This window comes from Rhizobium sp. 10N427 (assembly GCF_056394605.1).
Genome location: NZ_JBFTID010000015.1, coordinates 72,694 through 90,991, shown reverse-complemented (window position 1 = coordinate 90,991; position 18,298 = coordinate 72,694). Strand labels below are relative to the sequence as shown.

Below are 18,298 nucleotides of genomic sequence, written 5' to 3'. Positions count from 1 at the left end.
TTTCGCACAATTATAGGCAGAGAAGAAAAATGTCGACCATGACACTTTAGGATCTATCCAATCATCTGAGAAAGATAGACTTTTGCCTGCTATGCACTACTGGGTCGAGGGCGATGGCCCCTCGCCCCATGAGCAAAAATAACGGCGATATTGATGAGACGTCCCTGCGCAGAAGTGACACCGGCCTATCGCTACAACCGCCGCATACAAATCGGAGGAGGCCCTTAAAACCGCCTCTCCTGCGGCCTTTAGCATTTCGCTTGGACCGGCGAGCATCATGAGAGCTCTCTGCCTATCCGCGGCCACCGGATCGTGAGTGCTGTAAAAGCGTGGAAACGATCATAGTGAGCGCAAATACCGAAATCGTTTTCAGCACGCGATAGGAGGCCCTCGGGCCGCTTGCGCTGCTGCTTGTGCTTCGGCCTTGGATGATCGCCAAACGTGAGCGAAGGTTCGTCGCTTCACTTTTCAGCCATGCGAGCTCCTTTTCCGCTGCAGTTTTGGCTTCCGCAATATGCTCCGTGCCCGATATTTCAGATTCTGCGCGAGCTTCCTCCATTTCGAGCGCGTAGCGATCGAGCTCAGACTTGACGACGCGCGCATTCGTCCGTGTATGTGTTCCTGCCATAGGATCCTCCTGTCGTTCCAATAACAACGCACAGGATCTCCAAAAGATGCCTTCTTACGGAGGTCTTCGTCTGCAATGACGGGCCAAGGCATTTCCTGTCATTTTTTTGTCCGCCGATGCGCGCCTCAACGTGTTAACTGCTGGTAACGGTTGCGCGCCGTGGCCTGTAAACGTCGGGGTTGAACGAAGCATGGCCGGCGCGGGAAGCGGCTCGCGGACGTATAATACCAATGCGGTAAGAGCCCGGTCTGCGAGGTCATTCAGACAAGATCTGGAGCGTTCAGGCGCCGGGCTTGTCAAGGTCGCCGACAACAGCAACGATTGCTGCGGCGGCGCGGATGCAGCAATCGTTTCCAGTAGATGGCGCAGTAAATCACCCCGTGATCGAACGGGAGAAGCTCGTCAGCTGCCAACTGATCCAATCTTTACTATCACTCGCTAATTCGTTTCACGCCGCTCGCCGAAACACCAATCTGCAACCCAACTGGGTAAAACAAGGGAGCCGTTAGCGGCAGCCTGCCCGATCGGCGATGGGCACTTCGCCGCCTAGGAAACATTCGTTCAGAGGAGCTTGTCTAATGTGATCGGCAGGTCACGGATCCTCTTGCCCGTCGCGTTATAGACAGCATTGGCGATGGCCGCCCCTACCCCAGTTATTCCGATCTCGCCTATACCGCGCGCTCCCATTGGTGCTTGAGGGTCGGCCTCGTCGAGGTAAATGACGTCGATCTGAGGAACGTCCATTTGCACTGGAACATGGTATTCAGCCAGCGAAGCATTCACAATGCGACCTGTACGCTCGTCAAAATTAGTCTCCTCCGTCAGGGCAAGCCCTATTCCCATGATGATGCCGCCCTTGAACTGGCTGGTCGCCATCTTGCCATTGAGTATATGGCCAGCGTCGAACGAGCCCAGAAACCGCCGGACCCTGGTCTCGCCGGTAATCTGATTGACACCGACCTCACAGAACTGCGCCCCATAGGAATGCATGGAAAAGGCTTCCATTTCGGCAGGCGGCGGTGCTTCGGCCTGACAGACAAGCTCTGTGCGTCCCGCCCGGAGCAGGATCGACTGATAGGTTTCAAAGCGGCTCTGATCCTGCACGTGACCAAGGCCGGAATTGCGTGCTTCCACGTCTGCAAACGACAGGCCTGCAAGGGGAGAGTCGTTGCCGGCGAGTTTAAGCAGCTCCTCGATGAACACTTCGGAGGCGGCAATGATCGCGCCTCCTATCGATGCCGTCTGCGTCGAGCCTCCCGCGATGACGCCGCGCGGAAGATGGCTGTCTCCGTATTCGAAGCTCACCTTGTCGAGTGGCACGCCCAGACGCGCCGAGATGTGTTGAGCCTGGGCGGTCGCGGTGCCCATGCCCATGTCGTGAACGGCTGTCGAGACCGCAACGGAACCATCTTCTGTCAGTTTGATGCGCGCTGCCCCCCCTGGAAAGCGGTGATACGGGTAGGTCGCAGTCGCGCATCCCAAGCCGATAAGCCACTCGCCATCGCGCACCTGTCCCGGTTTCCGGTTACGGTGGCGCCAGCCGAACCTCTCGGCGCCCCGCTCGTAAGCTTCGACCAACATGCGCGAGGAGAACGGCTTCCCGCTCGTCGGGTCAGTTTCTGGCTCAATCCTCCGCCGCAACTCGATTGGGTCGATCCCCAATTTGTCGGCGAGCTCATCCAGTGCACATTCGAGGGCGAAGGTTCCAACGGATTCGCCGGGCGCTCGCATGAAGGTATTGGCGAGCATGTCCATATCCGCCACCTCCTGGGCAAGCCGGAAGCTTCCCGCAGCATAAAGGTGGCGTGCCGGAAAGGTAAATTGTTCCGGGCAGGAATTGTGCGGTGTCATGGCGACGATGCCAGTGTGGATGAGAGCGCCAAGCTTCCCCGTTTCGTCGGCCCCGAGGGCGACGCGCTGCTCAGTCACCGTGCGTCCGCCCACGACACGGAAAACACCTTCGCGCGATAGCATAATACGCACCGGGCGGCTGGCGAGCTTTGCAGCCGCGCAGGCGAGGATCTGATGATCCCAAAGGCATTTGCCCCCGAATCCGCCACCGACGAAGGGCGAAGTAAGATGGACGTTTGCCGGATCGATCCCGAAGATCTCTGCAAGCTGGCCGGTCGTGAGGTCGATAAGCTGGCTGGCGTCATGGACACGGAGGTTATCGCCGCTCCAGGCCACTGTTGCCGCATGAAGCTCGATGGCGTTATGATTGTGACGCGGCGTCCGGTAGAGGTTGTCGACCTGGACTGCGGCGGCTCGCAATGCGCTCTCGGCATCGCCGATCTCAAGAACGGGCGGCTGGCCAAGGAGGGTTTCGAGCTGACGCGGATTTGCCTTGGCCTCGGCGAAGGATGTCACGGCCGGTAAGAGATCATAGTCGGCGTCGATCAGCGAAGCGGCATAATCTGCCGCTTCTTGCGTTTCGGCCAGAACTAACGCAATCGGCTGGCCGTTCCAGTGGATCTCGTCAGTCTGCATTACCGGCAGGTCGCTGGCGCCAGCCGCATTGGGTGACGACATCATCAATGACGGCGCTTTCATGCGCGGTGCATTGCGATAGGTCATGACCAGGATGACGCCGGGCGCTTTTTCCGCATCGCCGACATGGAGCTGCGATATGCGTGCGCGGGCCACCGTGCTGAAAGCCAGGGCCGCGTAGCAGATATTGTCATAGGGAAACTCGGCAGCAAAGCGTGCCGCGCCCTGCACCTTCAGCGGTCCATCGATACGCGATACGGGTTGGCCAAGGGCGCCGTGTTTTCGAAGGAGCGGATCGCGGGTAACGGCGGGTTGCCAGTATCCGGGCTTCTGCGGTTTTGTATCCTGACCAGCGCTCATTTTTCCTCTCCCATCAATTCTTCAAGCACGACGGTGATCAGGCGCTTCGCCAGTTCGATCTTGAAACCGTTGTCCCTGAGCCCGACCGCTGCGGCGAGTTCGGCTTCCGCGGCGCGGCGAAAAGCGTCGGATCCGGCCGGATTACCTTTCAGGCTCGCCTCGGCGATGGCGGCGCGCCAGGGCTTGTGAGCAACGCCCCCGAGAGCAAGACGCACATCGCGCACGACACCGGCGTTATCGACATCGAGGGCGGCAGCAACGGAAACCAGCGCGAAGGCGTAACTTGCCCGGTCCCGAACCTTTCTGTAGGTCGAACGTCGACCAAAACCGAGCGGCGGTATTTCGACTGCCGTAATCAATTCGCCCGGAAGCAGTTCGGTTTCCACCTCAGGGTGGTCACCTGGCAGCCGATGCAGCGACTCCAGAGGCAGCATTCGTGTACCGAGAGGTCCGCCGAGATGAACGGTCGCATCCAGTGCAGCAAGCGCGACACACATGTCGGACGGATGGGTCGCCACGCAGGCAGGCGAAGCGCCCAGTATCGCATGATAGCGATTGAAGCCATCGCGCGCATCGCAGCCGGCACCCGGGACGCGCTTGTTGCAGCTTGCCGCGTTGTCGTAGAAATACCGGCAGCGCGTCCGCTGCAGAATGTTGCCCCCGACGGTCGCCATATTGCGGATTTGGGCGCTGGCGCCGGAAAGGATCGAGCGCGCCAAGAACGGATATCTGTCGCGAACGTGCGCGTTGGCCGCGAGCGCCGAGTTTTTGGCCGCCGCCCCGACGAAGAGACTGCCGTCAGCACGCATCTCGATCCGGTCATCAAGCCCGGTCACGTCGATCAGCACATCAGGTTGCTCGACGGTTTCGCGCATGAGATCAATGAGGTTCGTGCCGCCGCCGAGGTACTTTGCCCGACCGTTCGTCTTGGCGAGCGCAATGGCGCTCGCAGTATTGCCAGGCTGCTCGTAGGTGAAGATGTTCATGCGCGGACCCCCTCTCCGATTGTAGGGTGATTGCCGGCGGAAAGGGTCTCGGAAATCGCCTCGACGATCCCGTTGTAGGCGCCGCATCGACAGAGGTTGCCACTCATCCGCTCACGAATTTCCGTCTGATCGAGAGCGATGCGCGGCGACGTCAGATCCTTTGTAACGGCACTCGGCATGCCCCGCTCAATCTCGCTTGCCATGCCGATGGCGGAACAGAGCTGACCGGGAGTGCAATAGCCGCATTGAAACCCGTCATGATCGACGAATGCCTGCTGCAGCGGATTGAGATGTCCGTCTTGAGCCAACCCCTCGACAGTGACGATCTTGCGGCCCTGATACTGCACCGCCAAGGCAAGGCAGGAGTTAATGCGCTCGCCTTCAACAAGCACGGTGCATGCGCCGCAGGCGCCCTGGTCGCATCCCTTTTTCGTGCCTGTACGTCCGAGGCAGTTTCTGAGCAGATCGAGGAGCGACGTCCGGATGTCTGCCTCGACATCGATCTGTTCTCCGTTGACAATGAAATGCATAGGCTCATCTCCCTTGTGCCGGATTCGGTCGACCCCCGCTGGTACAAGCTAGGGGGAACGCTGCCCGTTTCAAACGCCATCAGCCAATCTTCGTTCAATTTCAGCCGCAGCCTCAAAAAAATCCTAGGTAAAGCAATTCCATCCTCGAGGGAGGAGAACAGACCTCAACAGCCTTGTTTCGATTAGCTCCGCGCTGCTGATCTCACAAACTGTGGAAATCTGAAGCTTGAGCCTGATCGTGCCGCAGCACGTCAATGACAGCGGGAAAGACGGACGGCAGGAATTTGAAGGGGGATCTATGGGGAGAAAATAACAACGATAAGATTACGGCAGATCATGGCCTGACGAAGGCTCAGAGCAAGGCAATAGTCAAGGCCGCCAGGGCATGGTGCGCCGACGGCTTTAGCGTAAGACGAACACCGACCTGCCCGAAAGACAACACGTTCGTCCCAAAATCGAGTGGATTAGCGACTGGGCACGGTTGCACCTAGCGGGCCAAGCCGTCGATGCCAAGACGTTGGAACTCTGCGAGCGTGGCCCCTACGAGGTGTGGCCAGCGCGCCAGACCTCGGGGCAAGGAGGACATTGAAGGGCGGAGGCCTGAACACGGGTGAACGGCGGTGTCGCATTTCCTGCACAGCGTTCCCGCCGCCAGAGAATGTTGCGCGCTCACTGTTAAAATTGCTGATCGGCTGATTAAAATCATAAAGTTCGCGTTCACGGTTGCTATGAATCCCGGCATCCGAAATTACGCCGAAGCGGAATGCGTGGCGATCGCGCACGGGCTAAGCGCGGAACTATCCAAGCGACCAGGGATTTAATCAGGCCGATGAAAGGGATTGCGAGATGAATAAGGACACGAAGGCCCAGCAGGCAATAGAGGAGACTGGAAAGAAGCCGGTCAATGGGGTGGATAATCCGCCAGCCGGACCCCATGACAAACCGCATCTTCAGGATGAAACCAAGACGCCTGGAGCAGGTTCGTTACCCGATAAGGGGGATGAGAGCGTGTCACCGGGTAGTGGGTGAACTAGCRTACGAACTTATGCCGCTGGTCGTACTCGCCTCGGCCTGTTGACGTGGCCCTTAGACGCCGACCGGCAACTATCTTACGGCTATCCACTACCGATTAATCAACTGTACGGTATAGGACGCTTGCCGACCCGCGGCTTGCCGCTTTCTGACGGCGGCCTAGCTCGATGGCATGTCCAAACAAGATCCAGAACACATCCGACGCCGGAACACCTTAACGGCACAGGAACGCCGCGATCGCTTCGATACCACGAACGATCTGGCGATGGCGACCATCGGGGCGGAAATCGACGCGCGCCGCGAGAAAACCGAACGGCTGAAAGCTCAGCGTGAGGCTGCGGGCCGATCGTCTTCCGGCTGACAGTCTCGACTTCTTCTCGGTAACGGTTGGGGCAGCGAAACATTTCGCGGCTTCGATCAATATTGGAAGATGAGTGCAGGCGACGAGTAAGACACCCCGCAGTCCAGCGTCTCGGACAGCCGATCGATGCCGGCATGATCTTTGCTATGATAGGTGGTCGGTATGCAATTATAGGTCGGAGCAGGAACTGTTGATGCGCACGTGTGTTTCCTTGTGAAGGAGAAAGTTAATGACAAGCACATCACGGAAACTTGCAGAGGAATATGTGCGCTTAGGCGGACGCAGACTTGCGAATATCGACGACAACATCATTAGTGTCCGTTCCTGGGACAAGGACACTCCGGAGGCGGAGGCGTTCTGGAAGGAAAAGATATTAACGCTTAGCGAAATAGATCGGCACCAAGTTGAAGTACACCTGCCGTCCATCAGCGATCGTTGACGCTAGCCGTTCAAAATTTGAACTCAAGACAATTTACGTCGACGTATGACGCACGATGCCGGTCGCGGACTCACTGGATAGATCAACCTTCGACGGCCGGGCCGACCATCCCCACGGTTTAGATATTCAGGGCGGTCCATAATGTCGCCGGAGGAAATCCCACCGATCTAGCGGAAACCCGTACAGCATTGGTGCGATATCGGGAACCTTCAGGCAACGACTAGCTTAGGACATAGCGCCTTCCGATGTGGTGGCCGCGAAATTCCAGCTCGCTCGAAGGATTTCAGAATGACGAGAAACGATGGCGACCAAAGAGATGTGACGGAAACCGCCACGCAAGCAAGGCAGGGAAACCGCGGCAGGCCAGTCCTGATCGTGCTGATCAGTGGTCTTGTGCTTGCGCTGATCGCCTGGGCTGGCCTCGGTATATGGGGCGAAAGCATTGACACGGATGCCAAACCAACGGCCTCGACATCGAACGATCCTATAAACACACAGCCATCCGGAGCAGGCACATTCGATAATAACGCGGCCGATGGCAGTGCACGTCCGCCGGAAAAAACAGACCGATCGCCGTCGCCTAGCGGCAGTGGGGGCGGGCCAACCCAGGTCACATCGCCATCGGGTACAGAGAAGATCCAGTAGGTCAAGGGATAGCGTCAGTGTGGTCCGTCTCATCGAATGGCGAGTGTCGCCTCACGGCATCTAGTTCTACCATCATTCTAGCTCCACCGAACATCGGATGGCTGCTTGATCGGGCTCTTAGTTGTCATGAACGAAGGCAGCGTCAGATCGCGCCGAGCGTCTTCCCACCGCGACAAGCATCACAAGCATATGGTTCATTGCTTTGAGGTCCCCAATGGTGGCAGTGCGAAGGTTGACGCCGTTCACTATCCCTGGCCTGTAAACGCAGGTGTGTTCTCTGACGTCTGCGTTGTAATCGCCTCAACACACTCCAATACGCACACCCGCCCCGCCTTAGAGCGGGCCTTTTTCTCGATCTTCAAGGCCGAAGCTAAAAGGGGCGGCTTAACGGGAGCGCTCGGAATTGTTTTCGACGCTGGTCTCTCATTTGGGTCTGATGGGTGGCCCCGAAGCGTATAGTAAGCGCCCCTCGCTCACGAGGCGTGGCGGAAACGTTTCCTTATGGCCTCAGTGAGGCTTCCCGCGCCCGCCTAGTCCCTACCAACCATTGAAAGATTCATTTTGCGCACTACTTATAGGTGATGAACAAGCCAGCGACCAAAGCACAAGCCACCCATACGGAATCCATGTCGATCATCGCTGCACAGGATGCCGCTCGCGATAAGAAGACATCGCAGCTGCGGGAGTTGCGCTTAGCCCGCGACGCGGAGAGAGCCGCTACGGTCCTGCTTGAGCCCGTCAAGCCCGTTAAGCCTAGACGAAAGCGAACCGCCTAGTAGGTCGGTTGGTGCACCATCGCGGCAATGTGCTTGACCGGCCCGAGAGCTACCATCTAGCGCCGTAGCACTTCTGTGATTATGCCGCCCGAAGCTTGGCTTTTTAATGATATTGCCAACCTTCAGTTTACCCGGAGCTCAACTTTTCCTTGCGTTCCCGCATGGTCGCGGCATCCTTCTGGAATGCCGACACACCGCTCATTTCCGGCCCCACGATACCGAGTGAAGCAGGCGCCACCGCTCTTCTCGATGAAGGCGTTCTATCTGGCTGTCATCGGCGCAGGCGTGATTGGTTACGGTGCCGTCGATGCGGTCAATCTTCTCACCCCCACATCAGCGCTCAGTGGTGCTTGCAACATCAAGGGCAACATCAGCATCCAAAGCCGAGAACACATTTACCATGTGCCAGGCCAGGAATATTACGAAGAGACCAAGATTTATCCCCAGTATGGAGAACGGGGGTTCTGCTCAGAGGCCGAGGCGCGCGCGGCGGGCTGGAGACGCGCGCGCAGTTAGACGCAAACCTAGGATCCCTTCGCGCAAATCACCGCCATGTCCACTACATAAAGCCTAGTGCGCCGTCCACGCTGCGATGAGGCCGCTATCGTTGCGTCCATATCCTATGACGAAGCTAGGCATCTCCTGATGTGAAAAGCCGCCACCGGAATGAAAGGGCGGCGGGCGTGGAATTTGCGCTGTGTCTATGAAGGCGCCTACGAGCCGATGTTCCGATCGCTCTGGCGCTTGGCAACAACGGGCACCTCTTCAATGTTTGCGAGCATGTGGTGCTTTATCAGGAACCGACGAAGGTTTTCCCTGAACGCTGGCAAAGGAAAGATACCTTGGGCCGCCATGCGGCAAGCCTTTTCAATAACCTCATAGGTGGCATCTCTTTGCTCTTCCGCCCATTCGTCGAGGAAGTCAAAGACATCTTCGAGGCTAGCGAGTTCCTGAATATAATGCCGCTTCCTCAGGAACAACGGAGCGTCAAACGAGGTGTTCGCCATGGCCATCTCCTTCCTCGTTGCGTGTTTGACGGCGCAAGATTTAGGAGAAGGCGGCGGAAAATCAAGACCTGTTTTAACGCACCTAATGGGTGGTGGGCCGCAGCGTTCTCGCTGGTCACAAGCGAGTTTGGCCATCAGGCTCATCTTCGCAAGACCGTATTTTTGCAACGGAAGGCGGCCCGATCTCTGAAACGAAAAAGACAACCCGAAGGCGGCCTGATTTGGTGGTCGCTTCGTGCAAATCACCACAATATCCACTACGCACTGTAGAATGTTCACCGGGACAACACCCCGGATGAAAGCCCCGATGCACAGCCAAATCCTCTAAGGCGTCTTTCAGGTAATCCGCCAAGGTATGGCGAGCGTGTTTGGATATGCCAATCTCAGCTATCCGGCCCTCGCCTCCACATTGTCACCAGATCCTAGTGTCGGCGGCCGAAAAGATCGCGGCAGTTCTTGAGTAAGACATCCCGCGGCGGCCTGCAGTACGATGCCTTCCTTGCTAGCGCTGGAGCGTTCGGCACTTCCTGCAATCAATGGGGAGCACGCGAATGACTGATCGTCTTTCGAAATGCTTGGCTTGTAACGGTCGCGGCTACTTCCGCTGCGACTGCTGGCCGGGTGACTGCATCTGCGATAGGCGGTACACAATCGCACGACAGAGTAAAAGGGACATCGTTTTGGCAACAAAACGCTGTCGATCCTGAAGCCGCTGATGGACTGCGCGGAGGAAGCCGGATGGATCTCTGAACACCGGATCAAGGGCATACTTTAACCGCAGCGATGTCCCCCGGCGTGTCAAGGGTATTATCGTGACGCTGGCATAAGGAAATTACGATGATCGAAATTTGCCGATAGTCCACCTTCTTCGCGTTGGGCGGAGATTGCAACGCCGCGAAACTGGAACATTTGTCGCAGCCTGCTGTTTACTCGTTGAATATCTGCTGTGTTCAAGCAGAACAGTGGAAATATTAGGATGTTCGTTGATTGCGAAGCACGTCAGATGCAACCCGTATCGATCGCCGCCGGAAAAGAGGACCTCGCTGGTTGCGCCGTCGCGCTCTTAAAGGTCAACGGGCCGTTTTCCGGGTCACTGGCGGAAGAAGCGGTGGCTTTTTGAGACAATGCGTCTTGCTAACATTAAGCCGCGTTCGTTCGTCGATAACGCCTTGAGGAGTTTGAATTGACCTTTCGCCAGGACGAAGTCGGCAACCGGATGCTCGCCGCATTGATGCCCGCGGACTTCACGCTTCTGCAACCGTATCTTGAGAAGGTTAAGCTGCCTGCACATTTCGAGATCGCCCGGCCGCGCAGCAGACTTGAGTATCTTTACTTTCCGGAGTCGGGCATCGGCGCGGTGATGACCGTTTCACCGAATGACAGGTCGGCGGAGGCAGGGATGTTCGGATCGGAAGGTTTTGTTCCAACTTCGACGATCATCGGCGATGACATCGTCCCCTACTTGATTGAGATGCATGTTGCTGGCCTGGGTTACCGTGTTCCAATCAAAGTAATGCGGGAGTTGACGGCAAGGAGTTCCTCACTGCAGATCCCGTTCATCAAGTACATGCATGTGTTCGCAACACAGGTCGCCTATACGGCGCTCGCAAATGCCCGCTATAGGATCGAGCAGCGCCTAGCGAGGTGGATCTTGATGTGTCACGACCGTCTCCGCTCAGACGAACTCGATATCACGCACGAATATATCGCTTTCATGCTTGGGACACGTCGCCCAAGTGTGACGACGGCGTTGCACGTGCTTGAGGGCGAGCGGCTGATCCGCTCAAATCGTGGCTTGATCATTGTCCTCGATCGGAAAGGCTTGGAGGAATTCGCTGCTGGATCCTATGGTATCCCTGAACAGGAATTCGAAAGGCTGATCGGCCGCGCGCATAGGGAAACCGAATAATACTCGGAACAATCTGAAGCGCACATCATTCGGAAAAGAGATATTTCCAAGAAAAGACACTGACCCGCGGAGCAGAACATGCGCTATTTTTTTAATATTCGAGATGGCGAAACATTTATTGCAGATCCGGAAGGTAGTGACCTCGGTTCGCTTGAAGCCGCGATCGATGAGGCAAAAGCAAATGCGCGGGAAATGATTGCCGAGCGCTTGAGGACCGGTGCCGCCCTTCGAGACCAGGTGTTTGAATTGACGAATGAGTCAGGTGACATTGTTGCCCGCATTGACTTCAAAGATGTTCTGCATTGATCGGTACCGCTTAAACACCGGATGGATCAGTTCTTAAATCGACCTCGCGAGGCCACAGAGCGGCTTCCCGTTCAATGGCAGTGCGTTTGCGCGGTGATGAGGCCCCGGCACATTGCTCCGTGGAACCTATCATCGGATAGTAGCAAATTGCGGCCGATCGCCAAGATCTTATTGCACCTTGAAAAATGACTTCTCGCAGCACGCGCTGCGGCCAGTGAACTATAAATTTTGCCTGATAAAGAAATGTCTGGCTTGGTTTGCGTCCTGTGAGATCCGGGCTGTAACATCCCCCACGCGAAACAGCGTGTCTATGTGGCCGTAGCTAACTTGCGTGCTGGCTTCTCGGTTCGATGACGGGCGGGAACAATTGCGACCGGTGGTGGTTTGTGAAGAACGCGAAGACGTTCCTCAGGATAGACCCATGATCCCCGTAGAAGCCTCCATCCCCATCTACAAACCATCCCTTCGCTCAATCCCGCTTCATTTTTCAGCGGCGTGCTTCATTGGTGCGTTGTTCACTGACACTGCGTATTGGCAGACGGCAGAAATGACCTGGGCGAATTTCTCTGCATGGCTTCTGGCAGCCGGGCTGGTCACCGGCGGTGTTGCCCTCCTTGCCGGTCTTGTTGATCTCGCGCGTGGTCGGTTTCGCTTCGCCGGGCTCGCCTCAGCGCTCTACGTTCTTGGTGGCATCGCGATTTTCGCTATTTCATTTGTAAACGCGCTGATCCATAGCCGCGATGCCTGGACGTCGGTCGTTCCCCTCGGTCTAGCTTTGTCGATCGTGGCGTTTGTGCTCATCGTGGTGGTTTCGATTTGCGGCTCCATCACCGAGCGGCGGTTCGCCAGAGGATATTGATATGATGGCGCGCCAACGTTCCCGCCTTTTTGTTATGGCAACACTTTTCGCCTCGACTGCCCTTTTGGTTTCCGCCTGCAGCGACAATGAGCCCGATCCAAACGCAGAGATCGGGCCAGATCCAAAGCTTCCCGATCAATCCCAATATCTGATTCCGCCAATGCATATAGCCAAGGTCGTAGGATGGAAGGACGGCAAAGTGCCGACTGTCGCGAGCGGTCTTGAAGTAAAGGCGCTTGCCTCCGGATTACAGCATCCGCGCTCAGTGTATACGTTGCCCAACGGTGATATATTGGCGGTGGAGTCAGTGGCGCCTCCCGAGGTGTCAGCGAAGCGTCCAAAAGACTTGATCATGGGTATAGTTCAGTCGTTCGCGACTGGAGGAACCGGAAGCAGCGGCAAAAGCAACCGCATCACGCTGCTGAGAGACGCCGATGGCGATGGGACGGCCGAAATTCAAGACGTTTTCCTCGATCATTTGAACTCGCCCTTCGGCGTAGTTCTTGTCGGAAACGATCTATATGTCGCCAATACCGACGCGGTTGTGCGCTATGCCTATACGCCGGGCGAGACAAAAATTACCGAGCCTGGCACGGTACTAACAGATCTTCCTGGAGGGCCAATCGACCATCACTGGACAAAAAGCATGACGGCGAGCGCGGACGGTTCGCTGCTTTACGTGGGTGTCGGCTCAAACAGTAACATTACGGAAAACGGCATCCAGGCGGAGAAAGACCGGGCAGCGATCTGGGAAATCGATCGGCAGACGGGAATGCACCGCGTTTTCGCAAGCGGTTTGCGCAATCCAAATGGGCTGAGCATCGAACCGCAGACAAAGGCTCTCTGGACGGTGGTCAACGAGCGTGACGAGCTCGGACCAAACTTGGTGCCTGATTACATGACTTCCGTCAGAGAGGGCGGCTTTTATGGCTGGCCCTACAGTTACTACGGCCAGCACGTCGATCCGCGCGTCATGCCGCAACGGCCTGACCTCGTCGCCAAAGCGATTGTCCCCGATTATGCGCTCAGTTCCCACGTCGCCCCACTCGGCATGGCGTTTTCTAACGGCACGAGCTTGCCTGAAGAATATCGAAGCGGCGCCTTTGTCGGCGAGCATGGCAGCTGGAACCGCAATGCGTTCAACGGCTACAAGGTGATATTCGTGCCATTTTCAGAGGGAAGGCCCAGTGGCGCGCCGAAGGATGTGGTGTCCGGGTTCTTGAACGATCAGGAACAGGCGCAAGGCCGGCCGGTCGGCGTGACGCTCGATAAAACCGGCGCTTTACTCATTGCCGACGATGTCGGAAACAAGGTGTGGCGAGTGACGGCCAAGCCTTGAAGCGCGTCACTGGTTTGCGAGGGCAAGAGTTGCCCACATTGGCGTTTCGCTGCGACCAAAGGAGAACCACATAACAATGAGGGCCGCTGGCAACGCTAACCCTGGTCGATGGACATCTCAATGAAGGCGAGAAAATCTGGCCGGGCCTGGCTCCGTGACAAGGACGCGGAAAAGTCGAAAGCAAGCTTCCCAGAGCTGTTTTTCGATCTCGTCTTTGTATTCGGGCTGATCCAGTTGTCCCACACTCTTGCGGAGGATTTCACCTCAGCGACCGCAGGAGAAGCCCTACTGCTCATCCTGGCGATCTGGTGGCTTTGGATCAATACGACCTGGGTCACAAACCTTCTAAATACCGACAGCGAGCCTGTCCGCTTACTTTTGTTCGCGCTCATGTTTGCGGGTATTCTCTTGGCTATCGCCCTTCCTGAAGCTTTCGGTGACCATCCTCTGCCATTTGCCGTCATTTACGTTGGCATGCAGATCGGAAGGTCACTTTTTGCATGGTTCGCATTTCGCCGTCATGATCCCAAGTCGGCTTCCACCTTCCTTCGCATCACCGTTTGGGCATGCGCTGCCGGAACGCTCTGGATCGGAGGCGGGCTGGCTTCATTCGAATGGCGGCTGTCCATCTGGAGCATTGCTCTGGGGCTGGAATATAGTGCGCCATTGTTGCGGTTTCGCTTTCCAGGCCTGGGAGGATCCGAAAAGGAAACGCTGCACCTGAACGGTGAGCACCTTGCTGAGCGCTGCGCTTTGTTCGTCATCATCTGCCTCGGCGAGACCATTTTGACAACCGGGCGTAACGCTGCCGAACACATGGGCACAGATTTAACTTTTTTGGTATTTTGTGGGGCCTTTCTAACCACAGTCGCCATGTGGTGGATTTATTTTCACCAGGGCCAAGAAGAGGCCGCGGAAAAGGCCGAGGTGACATCCAAGCCGGAAGCTGTGGCGCACAATCTTTTCACCTACGGTCATCTGCCGATCGTCGCCGGCATCATATTGACAGCGGTTGGCGAAGACTTTGCGCTCTCGCACCCTCACGAGCAAGCTGACCTGAGGGCCACTGCAGCAATCGCCGGGGGGCCATTCCTGTTCCTATGTGGAAACATTTGGCTAAAACTGGCCGCGGCGGAGCGGATACCGTTTTCGCATGCCGCAGGCCTCGTTGGACTTCTGGCAATCGCAATCGCTACGCCGCTGCTGCCGCTCTACGGTATGAACATCGCCGCCACGGCGGCACTGCTCGCCACAGGCGCTTGGGAGTATGCTGCGCTTCGCCGGCCATCTGCGCAATCGGCATAAAAACCGCCTCGCGCTGCGCAACACCCGTGCGATGAGCAAAGAGATCCGTGGCGTTAGAGCGGAAGCCGCGATCGCTTGTCCGCGGGCTTGGTGACTTCCGGTGGGCAGGCTCCCGAGCGTCGGTAGGGCAATGGCTGCCACAATGGCGCGATGAAATTGCGGCACCTTGCAATGGGGCAGGATCTTGTTCAACCTTGCATTTTAAATCCCGCAAAAGTGGTTCTGCGCTCAGAACTAACTGTATGTCCCGCAAGCTAAGGTCATCTTCTGCAGGCCTTTAAGTCGCCCTTCAGGGCACGAAATAGCGCACTATAGTGCGGCTTGTGACAGTTGTTTGATTGCGTTTTTGGCTTTCCAGGTTTGAATTGACACTTTGACCATCAGACGTGGGCAGCAAAATCAACAAATGATGCAACAGCAGCCTAGAGCGACCTTACGCGCTCTCGCAAGACATATCGGGGACCACAGCAAGTCGGGCACTCAAGGACAGCCAGAGCTGAACGCGGAGATCATCGATCAAAACGCGCTGCTGAAAAGACTTGGTTATCGGCCCAGCACGTGCGATGTCCAACCTTCGCACGGGTCGATCGCAGTCAATGGCGTGGACGCCAACTTGCGCCCGCACTTCGTTTGAAGTTCTCCGCGATGGCGATCTCTTTGCTACGAAAGGAGCTTCCACGTCAGGCGAGGACGTTCAGGCGAAAAAATCCGCATCCTCTTCCATAAGATATTTCTTAGCACGCTCAGCATCTATATCGACGCCCAGGCCCGGAGCCTCTAACACGTCCACCATGCTGTCCTTTACGATCTTCGGCGGCAGGCCAATGACCAGATCCTCCCACCAGGCGTCGGAGGCGCTTGGATATTCGAATGCGACATAATTTGCCGGCAAGGTGGCGCAGACATTGATCAGCGCTCCTAGGCCCAAAAGGCCGTTGGCAGTGCCATGCGGCGCCATCAGGATCGAGTGCATGTACGCATGCTCGGCAACCCATTTGAGTTCGGCAATGCCGCCAATGTCAGCTGGATCCGGCCCGATGACGCGCACTGCCTGCGTCTCGATCAATTCCTTGAAATTGTGCCGCAGGTAAATTTGCTCACCGGTATGGATCGGTGTCGAGGTGGAGGTGGTCAGTTCGCGATAGGCCTGGGGATTGACCCAGGGAACATAGTCCCCGGTCAACATATCCTCGAGCCACATCAAATTGTACTTCTCCACCGCTCGCGCGAACTTAATCGCATCCGGCAGCATCCAGCCCGGCCCGCAGTCGAGCGCTAGACTGACCTTATCGCCCAGCACCTCCTTCATCGCGATCACGCAGTCGAGCATGTGGTTGAAGCCGCGCTCGCTGATTACGCCCTGATCCATTGCGCCGTGATAGCCAGCCTTCTTCTGCGTTACGCCGTAGTGGAAGCCCTCGATGCTGTCTTTCATATTCGAATGGAACGAGATCCCTTGCTTCACCATAAAGAAGTTCTGCGGCTGCTCCATCATCCATTTGACGTCGGCAGCGTAATCCTCCGGCCGATCGCCGGTGCGCTTCTGGCGGATAGAGCCATTGTAGACGCGCACCTTGTCGCGTACCTTGCCACCGAGCAGCTTGTAAACGGGGACGCTCGCCGCCTTGCCGGCAATATCCCACAACGCATGCTCTATTGCGCTGACCGCAGCCCCATATGGCTTGAAAGACCCGCGTTGGCGGATTTTCAGCATCACTCTTTCGACGTCGGTCGGGTCTTCGCCAATCAGCGCATCGCGGAAATGCAGCACAAACGGTTTTAGGTAGGACTTCGTGAATTCGACTTCGCCAAGCCCATAGAGGCCCTCATCCGTCACGACACGGACGATAGGATGTTTGCCGATAACGGCGCAGCGCAGATCGGTGATCTTCATCTTCGTTCCTCCTCGCTTCAGCTCCAGGTACGATCCCAGGAATACTCGTTGTCCCAGCGGTCGGTAGGCTCCCAAATCCCGGCAACGCCCGGCTGCAGATGACGTGAGATGACTTCATCGACGACGTCGTCTATCCCCAGGCCCGGCTTGTCCAGTACGGTGATGAAGCCATCTTTGACGAGAGGCTTTGGGAGGCCGGTGACGATGTCGTCCCACCAGTCGACATCGGCCGAATGATATTCGAGCGCCATGAAATTCTCGGTCGCGGTCGCAACATGGGCAGCCGCCATCGCGGCGATGGGGCTCTCCGCCATGTGGATTGCCATCGCGACACCGTATTCCTGTGCCATGTCGCCGATTTTCTTGGTTTCCAGTATCCCCCCACTGGTCAGCAGATCCGGATGGATAACGGAGACGCCGCCGCCGTCGAGAAGCGGCTTGAACCCCTCCTTCAGGTAGATGTCCTCGCCGGTACAGATCGGGACGGTGGTCGAATCCTGCAGCTGACGATATTGCTGCGCATATTGCCAGGGGATCACGTCTTCGAGCCAGGCCGGGACATATTTCTCGATCCGCCTGGCGAGGCGAATGCCGTTCTGCATCGAAATATGGCCAATATGGTCGATTGCCAGCGGGATATTCATGCCGATGACTTCACGAACTTCGGCGATGTACTTCTCAAGCAGGTCAAGGCCCTTGTCTGTAAAGTGGAGGCCGGTGAACGGGTGCTGAACGTTGTGCAGATCGTAGGCGGCATTGCGCAGACGGCGCTCATCCATGGTTTTCAGCGGCCCACGCACCGGGCTTTTGCGGTATCCCTCGAGCGATCCTGCGGGAAACACGACAGCTCCTGGCACATCAGCAATCTGCATCAGCCCGAGATCCATCTTCAGGAACGTGAAACCGAGTTCCATGCGCTGCTTCAGGCGCTTTCCGGTCTCCGTGCCGCTCGGCACGGTGGCGTCGGTATCGCAATAGACGCGCACCTGCTCGCGAAATCGTCCGCCAAGCATCTGGTAGACCGGAACGCCATAGGCCTTGCCGGCAAGATCCCACAAAGCAATTTCAACCGCCGACACGCCACCGCCCTGGCGCCCGTGTCCACCAAACTGCTTGATACGCCGGAACAGGCGATCGATGTCGCAGGGGTTCTCCCCCAGCAAGCGGCTTTTCAGCATAAGAGCGTAGGTCGCGCTAGCCCCGTCTCTAACCTCGCCGAACCCGACAATTCCCTGGTTCGTATAGATCTTGAGAAGCGCAGAGGTGAACGGGGCACCGTTGATCTCGGCGACCCGCATATCCGTGATGCGAAGTTCGGACGGTTTTGAATTCAAGTTTATCCGATTGAGCGCTTCTTCCGCTCCATCTACCTCTCGCATGATTTGATTCCTCGCTAGTCGATAGGGCTTGTCGCCGCACGGCCGACACAGCCGAA

The 18,298-nt window shown here is 57.0% G+C and carries 18 protein-coding genes; 11 read left to right on the top strand and 7 right to left on the bottom strand.

From position 1 onward, the window contains the following. Positions 1 to 292: 292 nt before the first annotated feature. From AC1DIJ_RS25055 to AC1DIJ_RS25040, 4 genes are all read right to left on the bottom strand, one after another. Complete coding sequence (locus tag AC1DIJ_RS25055; protein ID WP_112386840.1) at positions 293 to 628, bottom strand: hypothetical protein; 336 nt, start codon at positions 626 to 628, stop codon at positions 293 to 295. A gap of 561 nt (positions 629 to 1,189) precedes the next feature. After that, positions 1,190 to 3,475, bottom strand: coding sequence for a xanthine dehydrogenase family protein molybdopterin-binding subunit (locus AC1DIJ_RS25050; RefSeq protein WP_112386839.1), 2,286 nt, complete (start codon positions 3,473 to 3,475; stop codon positions 1,190 to 1,192). Next, on the bottom strand, positions 3,472 to 4,461 hold the full coding sequence (locus tag AC1DIJ_RS25045; protein ID WP_112386838.1) for an FAD binding domain-containing protein: 990 nt from the start codon (positions 4,459 to 4,461) through the stop codon (positions 3,472 to 3,474). Before AC1DIJ_RS25045 ends, AC1DIJ_RS25050 begins: the two co-directional genes overlap by 4 nt. Further along, positions 4,458 to 4,991 (bottom strand): 2Fe-2S iron-sulfur cluster-binding protein, encoded by a 534-nt coding sequence (locus AC1DIJ_RS25040; RefSeq protein ID WP_112386837.1) that lies wholly within the window; start codon positions 4,989 to 4,991, stop codon positions 4,458 to 4,460. The genes AC1DIJ_RS25045 and AC1DIJ_RS25040 overlap by 4 nt, the downstream gene beginning before the upstream one ends. Before the next feature lie 846 nt (positions 4,992 to 5,837). Between AC1DIJ_RS25040 and AC1DIJ_RS25035 the strand changes: the two genes are divergently transcribed. The 5 genes from AC1DIJ_RS25035 (at position 5,838) to AC1DIJ_RS25015 (ending at position 8,760) form a co-directional block, all read left to right on the top strand. Continuing rightward, positions 5,838 to 6,020 carry a hypothetical protein gene (locus tag AC1DIJ_RS25035; RefSeq protein WP_112446054.1) on the top strand — a complete coding sequence of 61 codons (183 nt, stop codon included), beginning with the start codon at positions 5,838 to 5,840 and terminating at the stop codon, positions 6,018 to 6,020. 175 nt (positions 6,021 to 6,195) lie between these two features. Continuing rightward, positions 6,196 to 6,384: a hypothetical protein gene (locus AC1DIJ_RS25030; RefSeq protein ID WP_112386836.1), complete on the top strand. Its 189-nt coding sequence runs from the start codon at positions 6,196 to 6,198 to the stop codon at positions 6,382 to 6,384. A gap of 229 nt (positions 6,385 to 6,613) precedes the next feature. Continuing rightward, positions 6,614 to 6,823, top strand: a complete 210-nt coding sequence (locus AC1DIJ_RS25025) for a hypothetical protein (protein WP_112386835.1) — start codon at positions 6,614 to 6,616, stop codon at positions 6,821 to 6,823. Between the two features lie 288 nt (positions 6,824 to 7,111). Then, the gene (locus AC1DIJ_RS25020; RefSeq protein WP_112386834.1) at positions 7,112 to 7,468 is read left to right on the top strand and encodes a hypothetical protein; all 357 of its coding nucleotides are present in this window, start codon (positions 7,112 to 7,114) and stop codon (positions 7,466 to 7,468) included. Between the two features lie 959 nt (positions 7,469 to 8,427). Next, the gene (locus AC1DIJ_RS25015; RefSeq protein ID WP_477831656.1) at positions 8,428 to 8,760 is read left to right on the top strand and encodes a sunset domain-containing protein; all 333 of its coding nucleotides are present in this window, start codon (positions 8,428 to 8,430) and stop codon (positions 8,758 to 8,760) included. Between the two features lie 197 nt (positions 8,761 to 8,957). On the opposite strand, the gene AC1DIJ_RS25010 is transcribed toward AC1DIJ_RS25015, so the two are convergent. Further along, positions 8,958 to 9,251 (bottom strand): DUF982 domain-containing protein, encoded by a 294-nt coding sequence (locus tag AC1DIJ_RS25010; RefSeq protein WP_112386831.1) that lies wholly within the window; start codon positions 9,249 to 9,251, stop codon positions 8,958 to 8,960. Positions 9,252 to 10,227: 976 nt separating this feature from the next. Here AC1DIJ_RS25010 and AC1DIJ_RS25005 point away from each other — a divergent pair. The 6 genes from AC1DIJ_RS25005 (at position 10,228) to AC1DIJ_RS24980 (ending at position 14,969) form a co-directional block, all read left to right on the top strand. After that, positions 10,228 to 10,371, top strand: coding sequence for a hypothetical protein (locus AC1DIJ_RS25005; RefSeq protein WP_162705945.1), 144 nt, complete (start codon positions 10,228 to 10,230; stop codon positions 10,369 to 10,371). A gap of 63 nt (positions 10,372 to 10,434) precedes the next feature. Continuing rightward, a complete protein-coding gene (locus tag AC1DIJ_RS25000; protein ID WP_442208316.1) occupies positions 10,435 to 11,160 on the top strand; it encodes a Crp/Fnr family transcriptional regulator in 726 nt (241 codons plus the stop codon). A gap of 78 nt (positions 11,161 to 11,238) precedes the next feature. Continuing rightward, positions 11,239 to 11,466 (top strand): DUF6894 family protein, encoded by a 228-nt coding sequence (locus AC1DIJ_RS24995; protein WP_112386830.1) that lies wholly within the window; start codon positions 11,239 to 11,241, stop codon positions 11,464 to 11,466. 421 nt (positions 11,467 to 11,887) lie between these two features. Continuing rightward, a complete protein-coding gene (locus AC1DIJ_RS24990) occupies positions 11,888 to 12,325 on the top strand; it encodes a DUF2231 domain-containing protein (RefSeq protein ID WP_112386829.1) in 438 nt (145 codons plus the stop codon). Between the two features lie 34 nt (positions 12,326 to 12,359). Further along, entirely contained in the window at positions 12,360 to 13,664 is a 1,305-nt protein-coding gene (locus tag AC1DIJ_RS24985; protein ID WP_442208358.1) for a PQQ-dependent sugar dehydrogenase, read from the top strand. A gap of 120 nt (positions 13,665 to 13,784) precedes the next feature. Further along, on the top strand, positions 13,785 to 14,969 hold the full coding sequence (locus tag AC1DIJ_RS24980; RefSeq protein WP_310300502.1) for a low temperature requirement protein A: 1,185 nt from the start codon (positions 13,785 to 13,787) through the stop codon (positions 14,967 to 14,969). A gap of 694 nt (positions 14,970 to 15,663) precedes the next feature. Here AC1DIJ_RS24980 and AC1DIJ_RS24975 read toward each other — a convergent pair. Together AC1DIJ_RS24975 and AC1DIJ_RS24970 are read right to left on the bottom strand one after the other, a co-directional pair. Continuing rightward, the gene (locus AC1DIJ_RS24975) at positions 15,664 to 16,863 is read right to left on the bottom strand and encodes a mandelate racemase/muconate lactonizing enzyme family protein (protein ID WP_112386826.1); all 1,200 of its coding nucleotides are present in this window, start codon (positions 16,861 to 16,863) and stop codon (positions 15,664 to 15,666) included. Positions 16,864 to 16,880: 17 nt separating this feature from the next. Then, on the bottom strand, positions 16,881 to 18,242 hold the full coding sequence (locus AC1DIJ_RS24970) for a mandelate racemase/muconate lactonizing enzyme family protein (protein ID WP_112386825.1): 1,362 nt from the start codon (positions 18,240 to 18,242) through the stop codon (positions 16,881 to 16,883). Positions 18,243 to 18,298: the final 56 nt, after the last annotated feature.

Excerpts from the sequence above, each read along its gene's own strand:
- AC1DIJ_RS25055 (WP_112386840.1), bottom strand. The coding sequence starts at position 628 with ATGGCAGGAACACATACACGGACGAATGCGCGCGTCGTCAAGTCTGAG.
- AC1DIJ_RS25050 (WP_112386839.1), bottom strand. The coding sequence starts at position 3,475 with ATGAGCGCTGGTCAGGATACAAAACCGCAGAAGCCCGGATACTGGCAA.
- AC1DIJ_RS25045 (WP_112386838.1), bottom strand. The coding sequence starts at position 4,461 with ATGAACATCTTCACCTACGAGCAGCCTGGCAATACTGCGAGCGCCATT.
- AC1DIJ_RS25040 (WP_112386837.1), bottom strand. The coding sequence starts at position 4,991 with ATGCATTTCATTGTCAACGGAGAACAGATCGATGTCGAGGCAGACATC.
- AC1DIJ_RS25035 (WP_112446054.1), top strand. The coding sequence starts at position 5,838 with ATGAATAAGGACACGAAGGCCCAGCAGGCAATAGAGGAGACTGGAAAG.
- AC1DIJ_RS25030 (WP_112386836.1), top strand. The coding sequence starts at position 6,196 with ATGTCCAAACAAGATCCAGAACACATCCGACGCCGGAACACCTTAACG.
- AC1DIJ_RS25025 (WP_112386835.1), top strand. The coding sequence starts at position 6,614 with ATGACAAGCACATCACGGAAACTTGCAGAGGAATATGTGCGCTTAGGC.
- AC1DIJ_RS25020 (WP_112386834.1), top strand. The coding sequence starts at position 7,112 with ATGACGAGAAACGATGGCGACCAAAGAGATGTGACGGAAACCGCCACG.
- AC1DIJ_RS25015 (WP_477831656.1), top strand. The coding sequence starts at position 8,428 with ATGCCGACACACCGCTCATTTCCGGCCCCACGATACCGAGTGAAGCAG.
- AC1DIJ_RS25010 (WP_112386831.1), bottom strand. The coding sequence starts at position 9,251 with ATGGCGAACACCTCGTTTGACGCTCCGTTGTTCCTGAGGAAGCGGCAT.
- AC1DIJ_RS25005 (WP_162705945.1), top strand. The coding sequence starts at position 10,228 with ATGTTCGTTGATTGCGAAGCACGTCAGATGCAACCCGTATCGATCGCC.
- AC1DIJ_RS24995 (WP_112386830.1), top strand. The coding sequence starts at position 11,239 with ATGCGCTATTTTTTTAATATTCGAGATGGCGAAACATTTATTGCAGAT.
- AC1DIJ_RS24990 (WP_112386829.1), top strand. The coding sequence starts at position 11,888 with ATGATCCCCGTAGAAGCCTCCATCCCCATCTACAAACCATCCCTTCGC.
- AC1DIJ_RS24985 (WP_442208358.1), top strand. The coding sequence starts at position 12,360 with ATGGCAACACTTTTCGCCTCGACTGCCCTTTTGGTTTCCGCCTGCAGC.
- AC1DIJ_RS24980 (WP_310300502.1), top strand. The coding sequence starts at position 13,785 with ATGAAGGCGAGAAAATCTGGCCGGGCCTGGCTCCGTGACAAGGACGCG.
- AC1DIJ_RS24975 (WP_112386826.1), bottom strand. The coding sequence starts at position 16,863 with ATGAAGATCACCGATCTGCGCTGCGCCGTTATCGGCAAACATCCTATC.
- AC1DIJ_RS24970 (WP_112386825.1), bottom strand. The coding sequence starts at position 18,242 with ATGCGAGAGGTAGATGGAGCGGAAGAAGCGCTCAATCGGATAAACTTG.